Source organism: Staphylococcus sp. CoH_129_LAB_1, assembly GCF_058191515.1.
Map to the genome: position 1 here is coordinate 1 of NZ_JBXWKZ010000008.1, position 13,163 is coordinate 13,163.

At 31.4% G+C, this 13,163-nt stretch carries 8 protein-coding genes and 1 other RNA gene; all 9 read left to right on the plus strand.

Annotation, left to right across the window (positions count from 1 at the left end):
* The first annotated feature begins 245 nt into the window (after nt 1-245).
* The 9 genes from secDF to ssrS all read left to right on the plus strand — a co-directional run bounded on the left by secDF (nt 246) and on the right by ssrS (nt 13,133).
* On the plus strand, nt 246-2,531 hold the full coding sequence (gene secDF, locus AC2FB1_RS03845) for a protein translocase subunit SecDF (protein WP_490673969.1): 2,286 nt from the start codon (nt 246-248) through the stop codon (nt 2,529-2,531).
* A 125-nt stretch (nt 2,532-2,656) separates the two neighbouring features.
* Nucleotides 2,657-4,930, plus strand: a complete 2,274-nt coding sequence (gene recJ, locus AC2FB1_RS03850; protein WP_490673970.1) for a single-stranded-DNA-specific exonuclease RecJ — start codon at nt 2,657-2,659, stop codon at nt 4,928-4,930.
* Between the two features lie 21 nt (nt 4,931-4,951).
* Nucleotides 4,952-5,470 carry an adenine phosphoribosyltransferase gene (locus tag AC2FB1_RS03855; RefSeq protein ID WP_490673971.1) on the plus strand — a complete coding sequence of 173 codons (519 nt, stop codon included), beginning with the start codon at nt 4,952-4,954 and terminating at the stop codon, nt 5,468-5,470.
* Nucleotides 5,471-5,805: 335 nt separating this feature from the next.
* The gene (locus tag AC2FB1_RS03860; protein WP_490673972.1) at nt 5,806-7,995 is read left to right on the plus strand and encodes a RelA/SpoT family protein; all 2,190 of its coding nucleotides are present in this window, start codon (nt 5,806-5,808) and stop codon (nt 7,993-7,995) included.
* Between the two features lie 14 nt (nt 7,996-8,009).
* Entirely contained in the window at nt 8,010-8,462 is a 453-nt protein-coding gene (dtd, locus tag AC2FB1_RS03865) for a D-aminoacyl-tRNA deacylase (RefSeq protein ID WP_490673974.1), read from the plus strand.
* Entirely contained in the window at nt 8,459-9,334 is an 876-nt protein-coding gene (locus tag AC2FB1_RS03870; protein ID WP_490673975.1) for an N-acetylmuramoyl-L-alanine amidase family protein, read from the plus strand. The genes dtd and AC2FB1_RS03870 overlap by 4 nt, the downstream gene beginning before the upstream one ends.
* Before the next feature lie 353 nt (nt 9,335-9,687).
* Nucleotides 9,688-10,965: a histidine--tRNA ligase gene (gene hisS, locus AC2FB1_RS03875; protein ID WP_490673976.1), complete on the plus strand. Its 1,278-nt coding sequence runs from the start codon at nt 9,688-9,690 to the stop codon at nt 10,963-10,965.
* Nucleotides 10,965-12,731, plus strand: a complete 1,767-nt coding sequence (gene aspS / locus AC2FB1_RS03880; protein WP_490673977.1) for an aspartate--tRNA ligase — start codon at nt 10,965-10,967, stop codon at nt 12,729-12,731. Before hisS ends, aspS begins: the two co-directional genes overlap by 1 nt.
* A gap of 212 nt (nt 12,732-12,943) precedes the next feature.
* Nucleotides 12,944-13,133: non-coding RNA, 6S RNA (gene ssrS / locus AC2FB1_RS03885), on the plus strand.
* Nucleotides 13,134-13,163: the final 30 nt, after the last annotated feature.

The window sequence follows — 13,163 nt, forward strand, 5'->3', positions numbered from 1 at the left end:
CACCTCCGCATGATTCATTTTAATATGAATTCAACGAAAGTGTTTTTATATCATTCCCACTAATTGGGGTCAGTCCAACTATTGTCGTGGAATGTTTTTTTATTAACTATTTATCTTGATTACACTAATAAACAGGTTATGTTAAGATAGATAAGTCTTGTCACATAGTTGTAATCTTTAATTCACTTGCACATGGTTTATTAAAAGATTATTCTAATTACATAAGTATATAATGAGGTGTTCATGTGAAAAAAACAAGTAAAATCATTGCATTCATACTCATTGTAGCTCTACTATTTGTAGGTATGGGCTTTACATATAAGAATGTAGTAAAGAATGTAAATCTAGGCTTGGATTTACAAGGTGGTTTCGAAGTACTGTATCAAGTTAAACCACTTGGTGGTGATGGTAAAATCGATGATAAGGCTTTACAATCTACTGCTCAAACTTTAGAAAATCGTGTTAACGTATTAGGCGTATCTGAGCCTCATATTCAAGTTGAAGACCCTGATAGAATTAGGGTGCAGCTCGCAGGAGTCAAAAATCCTGATGAAGCTCGGAAAATTTTGTCTTCACAAGCGAATTTGACTATACGTGATGCTGATGACCACGTTAAATTAACAGGTAAAGATATTGTACAAGGTTCTGCAAAACAAGAATTTAAACAAGGTACAAACGAACCTGCAGTAACTTTTAAATTAAAAGATCGTGCAAAATTTAAAAAAGTCACTTCAGAAATTTCTAAAAAACAAGAAAATATGATGGTAGTGTGGTTAGATTATAAAAAAGGTGATAGCTATCATAAAGAGTTGAAAAAACCTGAAGATAAACGAAAATACGTTTCAGCCGCTTCAGTTAATCAACCCATTAATTCAGACAGTGTAGAAATTTCAGGTGGCTTCGAAGGTCAACAAGGTGTAGAACGTGCTAAGCAAATTGCAGAATTATTAAATGCAGGTTCATTACCAGTTGATTTAAAAGAAGTTTATTCTAACTCAGTAGGTGCACAATTTGGTCAAGATGCATTAGATAAAACAATCTTTGCATCAATGGTTGGTGTCGCAATTATCTATTTATTTATGGTAGGTTTTTACAGATTACCAGGTATTGTGGCAGTGATTGCTTTAACAGTATATATTTATTTAACATTAGTAGCATTTAACTTTATTTCAGGTGTACTTACATTACCAGGTCTAGCAGCATTAGTGTTAGGTGTTGGCATGGCTGTAGATGCAAACATCATAATGTACGAACGGATTAAAGATGAACTTAGAATAGGACGAACACTTAAACAAGCTTATTCTAAAGCAAATAAAAGTTCTTTCTTAACAATTTTTGATTCAAACTTAACAACTGTTATTGCAGCAGCAGTGTTGTTTTTCTTTGGTCAAAGTTCAGTTAAAGGATTTGCAACGATGTTATTATTAGGCATTTTAATGATATTCATCACAGCTGTATTCTTATCAAGAGGTCTATTATCACTTTTAGTTTCTTCTAATTACTTTAAGAAGAAATATTGGATGTTTGGTGTAAATAAAAATGATCGCCATGATATCAATGAAGGTGTAGATGTTCATGACTTAAAAACAGCTTTTGAAAAATGGAATATTGTTAAATTAGCAAAACCGTTAATTGGAATAAGTATTCTAATTTTAGTAGTTGGAATAATTATACTAAGTATATTTAAACTTAACTTAGGTATTGATTTCTCATCTGGTACTAGGGTTGATCTTAATTCTGATACGCAGTTATCTCAAACTAAAGTTGAACGTACAATAAAAGATATTGGTTTGACACCTGATCAAATTCAAATTAATGGTAATGAAAATAAACAGGCAACAGTTCAATTTAAGAAAGATTTATCTAAAGATGAGACATTGAAACTTAATAAAGCTGTAAATGATCAATATGGTCATAAACCGACAGTTAATACAGTTTCTCCAATGATTGGTCAAGAATTAGCTAAAAATGCTATGAAAGCACTTATTTATGCAGCTATTGGTATTATTATCTATGTTTCATTAAGATTTGAATGGAGAATGGGTCTTTCGGCTGTCTTAGCATTACTACATGATGTATTTATTATTGTTGCTTTATTCAGTTTATTTAGACTTGAAGTAGATATTACGTTTATCGCTGCAATATTAACAATTGTGGGTTACTCAATAAATGATACGATTGTTACTTTTGACCGTGTAAGAGAAAACCTTCATAAAATTAAGGTAATAACAGAACCACATCAAATTGATGATATTGTTAATCGATCTATTAGACAAACAATGACTCGTTCTATCAATACAGTTCTTACAGTTGTGGTAGTGGTGATTGCCATACTTATCTTTGGCGCATCAAGTCTATTTAACTTCTCATTAGCATTACTTATCGGATTATTATCTGGTGTATTCTCTTCTATCTTTATTGCAGTTCCACTATGGGGCATCATGAAGAAACGTCAGTTGAAAAAATCTGAGAATGGTAAGCTTGTAGTTTATAAAGAGAAAAAATCAAATGATGAAAAAATCTTAGTATAATTAAATACATCGTATAAACTTAGTGGAAGAAACATAAGGATTCTAATTGAATTCAGTGTTTCTTCCTCTTTTTATTTCTTCTTTTTTTAGGTATAATTGCTTGTGGAAAAAGGAAGGATAACTTTATGATTCAATCTAAATATAAATGGCTTTATGAAGCACCTAAACAAGAGATATCGTCTGAAATTATTAAGGAATTCAATTTATCTCCTATTGTAAAAAAAGTTTTAGAAAGTAAATCAATTACACAATTTGATGAGATAAATGCACTAATCAATGAAAAAAATATAAAGCATGATCCATGGCAAATGAGTGATATGCAAAAAGCTGTAGATCGCATTAACTTAGCGATTGATAAAAATGAAAGAATATTAGTATATGGAGATTATGATGCCGATGGAGTAACGTCCACAACAATTCTAGTTCAAACATTACAAAAACTGGGCGCTGAGGTCGGTTGGTATATTCCTAATCGATTTAGTGAAGGATATGGTCCAAATAAATATGCCTTTCAAAATGCCTATGATGAAGGTGTATCTCTTATCATTACAGTGGATAACGGAATACAAGGTCACGAAGAAATAGAAATGGTACAAGCATTAGGAGTTGATGTAATAGTTTCAGATCACCATGAAATAGGACGTACATTACCAAAAGCATATGCGATTATTCATCCTATGCATCCAGAATTTGAGTATCCATTTAAATATTTATGTGGAGCTGGAGTCGCATACAAATTGTCGCAATGTTTAATAGATCATCCACCAGAGTATTTCAAAGGTCTTGCAACAATTGGTACGATTGCAGATTTAGTGTCACTGACTGATGAAAACCGGACAATTGTTAAAGAAGGACTTAAATATTTAAATCAGTCCTGTCCATTTCCAATACAATCATTATTAAATCAAGCAGGGTTTAATGATGAAGTAGATGAAGAAACAATTGGATTTATTATTGGACCTCGTTTAAATGCGGTAGGTAGATTAGAAGATGCGTCATTAGCTGTGGAATTACTAATGGCAGAAGATTCTGAAGAGGCAAGTTTTTTAGCTGAACAAGTAGAGGCATTTAATATTGAACGTAAAGATATTGTAGCTCAAATTACAGAAGAAGCACTATTGATGGCTAATGAAAAAGTTGAAAATGGCGACAAGTTTTTATTGTTAGCAAAAGAAGGTTGGCATGAAGGTGTATTAGGCATTGTAGCTTCAAAAATTGTAGAAACCTACGCTTTACCAACTCTAATTTTAAATATAGATTTAGAACAAAATCATGCAAAAGGTTCAGCTAGAAGCATTGAACAAGTTTCTATGTTCGAAATTTTAAGTGCACATCAAGATTTGATATCTAAATTTGGTGGTCATCATATGGCAGCTGGAATGACGATGGAGATTGATAATATTGATGCATTATCAAAGGGACTAAAGGAATGGATGAATCAATTTTCTAAATATACGTCTTTAGAACCAACGAAACGTGTTACGACAAAACTTTTAGAAGATGAAGTTACTGTATCAAATATTCATGATATTAAAATGCTAAAACCTTTTGGTACTGATTTTGAGAAGCCTTTATTTGAATTAGATGATATAGAAGTTAATGATGTTAAAGCAATTGGAAAAGATAAAAATCATTTGAAATTAGTAACTGGCCAAGTTAAGCTACAACATTTATTTTGGAAAAATGGTCATTTAATTACACAAATAGAATTAGGTCAACCTATTAATGTCATAGGACATTTACAAATAAATGATTGGAATGGTGCTCAAACACCTCAAATGATTATCCAAGATTTGGCTACTAAGGATGAACAAATATTAGATTATAGAAGTAAACGTAAACAACTCAATATTGATACTTCTTCTAAAGATGTTGCATTTGTCATTCATTCTAAAAAAGAAAAGCTAGGTGATAATTATTTTCACTATGGAGAAACAATTGATTCATCTTATAATACGATTGTATTTCGTGATTTACCAACTGATTTAGATAGTGTTAGACAATCGCTAAAACATTTAGAATACTCACAATTATACTTAGTATTACTACATCAACACTCAATTTATTTTGAAGGGTTACCAAGTGATAATCTATTTAAACAAAGTTATAAAGCACTATTTACTAAGAAAGAAATGAACTTAGAAAAAGAAGGCTTACAATTATGTCAACATCTAAATATTAAGCCAAACACTTTAAAGTTTATTTTAAAAGTATTTCTTGACCTAAGTTTTATTTACGAAGAAAATGGTATAATTAAAATAAATGAGAATCCAAGTAAGCAATCTATTGAGTCGAGTCAAGTTTATCAATTGAGACAGTCAAGAATTGAAGTTGAAAAACTAATGCTTTATGATGACTTTTCACATCTTAAGAATTGGATTAAAGCTCAAAAAGCTTAACACATAGGAGGAAATTTTTAAATGGATTTAAAGCAATATGTATCAGAAGTACAAGACTGGCCTAAACCAGGTGTTAGTTTCAAAGATATTACGACTATAATGGACAATGGTAAAGCATACGGTTATGCAACTGATCAAATTGTAAAGTATGCAAAAGATCGTAACGTCGATATTGTGGTAGGCCCTGAGGCAAGAGGATTTATTATTGGCTGTCCAGTTGCGTACTCAATGGGAATTGGATTTGCACCTGTAAGAAAAGAAGGAAAATTACCACGTGAAGTTATTCGCTATGAATATGACTTAGAATATGGGACAAATGTTTTAACAATGCATAAAGATGCAATTAAACCAGGACAACGTGTTTTAATCACCGATGATTTATTAGCTACAGGTGGAACAATTGAAGCGGCGATTAAATTAGTAGAAGAATTAGGTGGTATTGTTGTTGGAATAGCTTTTATTATTGAATTAAAATATTTAAATGGTATGGAAAAAATTAAAGACTATGATGTCATGAGTTTAATGTCTTACGATGAATAGTCATTAATTTAGTAACTAGATCAATATATACGTTAAAGCGAGTGTAGGAATTCAAATTGAATACTATCTCGCTTTTTTATTTATTGTTACATCATCATTAATCTAATCACATTTATTTATTTAAAAACTTGTAGTATTATATAACTATTATTTACAACAAAGTTAATCTTTTAGAGATTTTAATACTTTTGTTAAAATTACATTAATACTCACGCATCTTTAATTAATAGGAGTGGTACTCGGATTAATTAAGTAACGAAAAGAAATTTCTTGATTTTCAATGATTCGATTATCGGTAGAGTATTTGAAATATTAAAAAGTCGGGGTGTCATATATTGAATAACGAGTATCCATATAGTGCTGATGAAGTACTAAATAAAGCTAAATCCTATTTATCAGTAGATGATTATCAATATGTTTTAAAAAGTTATCATATTGCTTATGAAGCACATCAAGGACAATTTCGAAAAAATGGGCTACCTTATATCATGCATCCAATTCAAGTAGCAGGTATATTAACAGAAATGCGCTTAGATGGACCAACAATTGTAGCTGGCTTTTTACACGATGTGATAGAGGATACACCATATACATTTGAAGATGTAAAGAATATGTTTAATGAAGAAATTGCACGAATTGTAGATGGTGTAACTAAGTTGAAAAAAGTTAAATACCGTTCTAAAGAGGAACAACAAGCTGAAAATCATAGAAAGTTATTTATTGCAATAGCTAAGGATGTTCGTGTCATATTAGTTAAATTAGCTGACCGCTTACATAATATGAGAACGTTAAAAGCAATGGCTAGAGAAAAACAAATTCGTATTTCCAAAGAAACATTAGAAATCTATGCACCTTTAGCGCATCGTCTAGGTATTAATACCATTAAATGGGAATTGGAAGATATTGCGTTACGTTATATTGATAGTGTTCAGTATTTTAGAATTGTTAATTTAATGAAGAAAAAACGTAGTGAACGTGAAGCATATATTCAAAATGCTATGGATAAAATTCAAACTGAAATGAATAAAATGAATATCCAAGGTGAAATAAGCGGTCGTCCTAAACATATTTACAGTATTTATCGTAAGATGGTAAAACAGAAAAAACAATTTGATCAAATATTTGATTTATTAGCTATACGAGTAATTGTAAATTCAATTAATGATTGTTATGCCATTTTAGGACTTGTGCATACATTATGGAAACCGATGCCTGGTCGTTTTAAAGACTATATCGCTATGCCAAAGCAAAATATGTATCAATCTTTACATACTACTGTTGTTGGACCTAATGGTGATCCTCTAGAAATTCAAATTCGTACATTTGAAATGCATGAAATTGCTGAGCATGGGGTGGCAGCGCATTGGGCATATAAAGAAGGAAAAACAGTTAATTCTAAAACGCAAGATTTCCAAAATAAACTTAACTGGTTAAAAGAGCTTGCAGAAACTGATCACACTTCTTCAGATGCACAAGAATTTATGGAATCCCTTAAATATGATTTACAGAGTGATAAAGTATATGCGTTTACACCAGCAAGTGACGTTATTGAATTACCTTATGGTGCAGTACCTATTGATTTTGCATATGCCATTCATAGTGAAGTAGGTAATAAGATGATTGGTGCAAAAGTGAATGGCAAAATTGTGCCAATAGATTATATACTTAAGACAGGCGATATTATTGAAATTCGCACAAGTAAACATTCATATGGTCCAAGTAGAGATTGGTTGAAAATTGTTAAATCATCTGGAGCAAAAAGTAAAATAAAAAGTTTCTTTAAAAAGCAAGATCGCTCTTCAAATATAGAAAAAGGAAAATTCATGGTAGAAGCGGAAATTAAAGAACAAGGTTATCGTGTTGATGAAATTCTAACTGAAAAAAATATCGAAGTAGTTAATGAAAAATATCATTTTGCAAATGATGACGATTTATATGCTGCAGTAGGTTTTGGTGGTGTTACTGCACTACAAGTAGTGAATAAGTTAACAGAAAGACAACGTATACAAGATAAACAAAAAGCATTAAATGAAGCACAAGAAGTCATTAAAACGTCACCAATTAAAGAAGATATCATTACTGATAGTGGTGTTTATGTCGAAGGTTTAGAAAATGTTTTAATAAAACTTTCTAAGTGTTGTAACCCAATTCCAGGGGATGATATTGTTGGGTATATCACTAAAGGACATGGTATTAAAGTTCATAGATCAGATTGCCCAAATATTAAAAATGAAACAGAACGATTAATTAATGTCGAATGGGTTAAATCAAAAGATTCAACACAACGTTATCAAGTTGATTTAGAAGTCAATGCATATGATCGTAATGGGTTACTCAATGAGGTGATTCAAGCCGTGAATTCAACAGTAGGAAGTATTATTAAAATGAATGCGCGATCTGATATCGATAAAAATGCAATTATTACAATTAGTGTTATGGTTAAAAATGTAAATGATGTATTTCGTGTAGTTGAAAAACTTAAACAATTAAGTGATATTTATACGGTTTCTAGAGTATGGAATTAAGAGGGGGCTAAGATATGAAAATAGTTGTACAAAGAGTAAAACGAGCATCTGTTACTAATAAATCAATTCATAACCAAATTGACAAAGGATATTGTTTATTAGTAGGTATAGGTAAAAATTCGACAGAAGCTGATATCGAAGTATTAGCAAAGAAAATAGTTAACGCACGTTTGTTTGAAGATGATAATGGAAAATTAAATTTAAATATTCAACAGATTGATGGTGCGATTTTATCTATTTCTCAATTCACACTTTATGCAGAAGTTAAAAAAGGGAATAGACCTGGATTCTCACAATCTATGAGGCCTGAAGATGCCAAAACGTTATACGATAAGTTTAACTCTGAGCTTCAAAAGTACGATATTGATGTTCAAACCGGTGAATTTGGTACAGATATGGAAGTAGAAATTATTAATGATGGTCCTGTAACGATTATATATGAAAGTCAGGATGGCAAAGTAATATGAATAAATTAGATGCATGGTTAACTAAGCATGGTCTAAAAAATATGCTGACGATAGTGGTAGTATTGTTATTTATTCTTTTTGTAATATTACTATTTATGTTTCTGAATCATAATGATCAAGATAGTAATAGAATAACAATGACGGAAGATGCTGAAATAAGAACAGGGCCTAATGCAGGCTACCCAGTGATATATAAAGTTGAAAAAGGAGATAGTTTTAAAAAGATAAAGACTTCAGGAAAATGGATTGAAATACAAAATGCTAAGGGAGATAAAAAAGGATGGGTGGCTGGTTGGCATACAAGTTTGAATATTAAAGCTGATGTTAATAAAAAAGAAAATCCTTTGAAAAATAAAACCGTGGTGCTTGATCCTGGTCATGGAGGTAGTGATCAGGGCGCCTCAAGTTCTACGTCTCGTAAGTCTCTCGAAAAAGATTATACTTTAAAAACAGCACTTGAATTAAAACGTACATTAGAAAAAGCAGGTGCTCATGTTAAATTGACTAGAACTGATGATAGTTATATAAGCTTAGAAGATAGAAAGGCAACTGGTGATGTATTTATAAGTATTCATAATGATTCTTTAGATAGTCAAAATGCCAATGGTGCTACAGTATATTGGTATAAAGATAGTCAAGAAATATTAGCTGAAACATTAAATGCAAATATTCAAAAAAAGGCATTACTTTCTAATCGTGGTGTTCGTCAACAAAATTATCAAGTTTTAAGACAAACAAATAAACCAGCTGTTTTGCTTGAATTGGGTTACATTAGTAATCCTACTGATGAAAAAATGATTAGAGATCAATTACATAGACAGATTGTAGAAGAAGCGGTTGTAGATGGATTAAAACAATATTTTGCTTCATAATACTTGCAAACTTTTCGTAAAGTCGGTATCATGATTAGTGAACTTTATAAATAATACCGTTTGTATTCTTGAAAAGACTAATGAAATAGTGAGCAATAGTAATTATTGTTAAGAGAATTAATCCTAGGCTGAAAGATTATACTTATACATTAGTATCTTTGAACACAAGAAAAGGTGCTTTGATAAAATAAAGCCGGTTTGCGTACGTTACACGTGATGAGTGGAGAATATTATTTATTCTCAATTAGGGTGGCAACACGGTATATCGTCCCTTATATAGTATGAGGCTATATAAGGGACTTTTTTTATTAAAGTAATTAAATACTTAACAACAATTTAGAAGGAGTGATTGTATGATTAAGATTCCTAGAGGAACACAAGATATTTTACCTCAAGAGTCGGCGAAATGGCGATATATTGAAAACAAATTAGATGAATTAATGAAATTATACAATTATAAAGAGATACGTACGCCAATATTTGAAAGTACTGATTTATTTGCAAGAGGCGTAGGAGATTCTACTGATGTAGTTCAAAAAGAGATGTATACGTTTAAAGATAAAGGTGATAGAAGTATTACATTAAGACCTGAAGGAACTGCAGCAGTAGTACGTTCATATATTGAAAATAAAATGCAAGGCGCCCCTAATCAACCTATTAAACTTTACTATAATGGACCAATGTTTAGATACGAACGAAAACAAAAAGGACGTTATCGACAATTTAATCAATTTGGTGTAGAAGCAATAGGAGCAGAAAATCCAAGTATTGATGCAGAAGTATTAGCAATGGTAATGCATATATATGAATCATTTGGTTTAAAACATCTAAAGCTAGTGATTAATAGTATAGGAGATCAAGCATCTCGTAAAGAATATAATGAAGCATTAATTAAGCATTTTGAACCTGTCATTGATACATTCTGTGATGATTGTCAATCACGTTTGCATACAAATCCAATGAGAATCTTAGATTGTAAGATTGATAGAGACAAAGAAGCAGTTAAAAATGCTCCAAGAATTACAGATTACTTAAATGATGACTCAAAGGCATATTATGAAGCGGTTAAACATCATTTAGATCAACTAGATATTAATTATGTTGAAGATCCTAATTTAGTGCGTGGACTTGATTATTATACTCATACTGCATTTGAACTCATGATGGATAATCCAAATTATGAAGGTGCTATTACTACACTATGTGGTGGTGGTCGTTATAATGGACTTCTTGAGTTATTAGATGGCCCTAAGCAAACAGGAATAGGTTTTGCCCTTAGTATTGAACGATTACTTCTTGCACTTGAAGAAGAAGACATAGAATTAAACGTAGATGAAGATTTTGATTTATTTGTCGTAACGATGGGTAAAAAAGCAGAACAATATAGCGTGAAACTTTTAAATGATTTAAGAAAACATGGCGTGAAAGCTGATAAAGATTACTTAAATCGAAAAATTAAGGGACAAATGAAGCAAGCTGATCGTTTAAATGCTAAATATACGATTGTAATAGGTGACCAAGAGCTAGACAATAATAAAATTGATGTTAAAGAAATGTCTACAGGTGAAACAAAAACAATTCAATTAGATGAAGTAGTTAGTTTCTTTAATAAAGAAAAGGAGAATAAATAATGGGTAAAAGAACAACATACTGTGGTTTAGTAACTGAAGAATTATTAGGTCAGAAAGTAACACTAAAAGGTTGGGTTCATAACCGACGTGATTTAGGAGGCCTTATTTTTGTTGATTTACGTGATAGAGAAGGGATTGTACAAATTGTATTTAATCCAGATTTTTCAAAAGAAGCTCTATCTATTGCTGAAACTGTAAGATCAGAATATGTGGTCGAAGTTGAAGGTACAGTAACAAAAAGAGATCCAGAAACAGTTAATCCAAAAATTAAAACTGGACAAGTAGAAGTTCAAGTATCTAATATTAATATCATTAATAAATCAGTTACACCGCCATTTTCAATTAATGAAGAAAATCAAAGTGTTGATGAAAATATTCGTCTTAAATATCGCTATTTAGATTTAAGACGACCAGAATTAGCTCAAACATTTAAAATGAGACATCAAACGACTCGCTCAATTCGTCAATATCTTGATAATAACGGCTTCTTTGATATTGAAACACCCGTATTAACAAAATCTACACCAGAAGGTGCGAGAGATTATTTAGTGCCATCTCGTGTACATGAAGGCGAATTTTACGCTTTACCACAATCACCACAGTTATTTAAACAATTATTGATGATTAGTGGTTTTGATAAATACTATCAAATTGTAAAATGTTTCCGTGATGAGGATTTACGTGCTGATCGTCAACCAGAATTTACACAAGTAGATATCGAAATGAGTTTTGTTGATCAAGAAGATATTATTCAAATGGGCGAGGAAATGCTTTCTAAAGTTGTAAAAGATGTAAAAGGTATTGATATCCAGACACCATTCCCTCGTATGACATATGATGAAGCAATGAAACGATATGGTTCTGATAAACCAGATACACGTTTTGGTATGGAATTGCAAGATGTGTCTCAATTAGGAAAAGAAATGGATTTCAAAGTGTTTAAAGATACTGTAGAACACAACGGAGAAGTTAAAGCAATCGTTGCTGAAGGTGCTGCAGATAACTATACTCGTAAAGATATGGATGGATTAACAGAATTTGTGAATATATATGGTGCTAAGGGGCTAGCTTGGGTGAAAGTTGTAGATGAAGGCTTAAGTGGTCCGATTGCAAGATTCTTTAAAGAAGAGAATGTTAACACATTAAAAGAATTAACTGGGGCTAAATCTGGAGATTTAGTAATGTTTGTCGCAGATAAACCAAATGTTGTAGCACAAAGTTTAGGTGCACTTCGAATTAAAATTGCAAAAGAGTTAAAATTAATTGATGAATCAAAATTAAACTTCTTATGGGTAACAGATTGGCCTTTATTAGAATATGATGAAGATGCTAAACGTTATGTTGCTGCGCACCATCCGTTTACATCACCTAAAAAAGAAGATATTGCTAAATTAGACTCTGAACCCGAAAAAGTTCAAGCAAACGCTTATGATGTCGTATTAAATGGATACGAATTAGGCGGAGGTTCAATTAGAATTTCTGACGGCGAATTACAAGAAAAAATGTTTGAAGTTTTAGGATTTACTAAAGAACAAGCTAGAGATCAATTTGGTTTCTTATTAGATGCCTTTAAATATGGTGCACCACCACATGGAGGAATCGCATTAGGTTTAGATAGATTAGTTATGTTACTTACAAATAGAACTAACTTACGTGATACTATTGCTTTCCCTAAAACTGCATCTGCGACTTGCTTATTAACGGATGCACCAAGTGACGTATCTGATAAACAATTAGAAGAATTATCATTAAGAATTCGTCATTAATGTTGTTTTAAAAATAAAATACCTGTAGTACTAAATTGGGACGGGAATTAATTTTCCGTTCCTTTTTTTGTAAAAGTAGACTCAAAATTAAATAACAATAATTATATTATGTAAACTTATATAGTTGAATAATTCCACAAAATAAATAGACTACCTACCGTATCTAAGGATTTAATTATTATGATTTCTATGATAAAATACATATATAAGATAGTCATCTGTGTTGTTCGTATGTTTGCTTTTTATTTGGGCCTAACACTTTTTGATCAGGGAGCCCAATAGGTTTTCTTGCAGCGCACACGCCTCATTTGGAGGACTTGCAAAACAAGAAACAGGGCACCCACCTGTATATAGCAGGCCGAATGATCAAGCTTTTATTACTACGGCAATTACGGACTCTATCGGTACGTAAGGCATAAAGCCTTACGTATT

Coding starts and splice junctions, on each gene's coding strand:
- recJ (WP_490673970.1), top strand. CDS start 2,657: ATGATTCAATCTAAATATAAATGGCTTTATGAAGCACCTAAACAAGAG.
- AC2FB1_RS03855 (WP_490673971.1), top strand. CDS start 4,952: ATGGATTTAAAGCAATATGTATCAGAAGTACAAGACTGGCCTAAACCA.
- dtd (WP_490673974.1), top strand. CDS start 8,010: ATGAAAATAGTTGTACAAAGAGTAAAACGAGCATCTGTTACTAATAAA.
- AC2FB1_RS03870 (WP_490673975.1), top strand. CDS start 8,459: ATGAATAAATTAGATGCATGGTTAACTAAGCATGGTCTAAAAAATATG.
- hisS (WP_490673976.1), top strand. CDS start 9,688: ATGATTAAGATTCCTAGAGGAACACAAGATATTTTACCTCAAGAGTCG.
- aspS (WP_490673977.1), top strand. CDS start 10,965: ATGGGTAAAAGAACAACATACTGTGGTTTAGTAACTGAAGAATTATTA.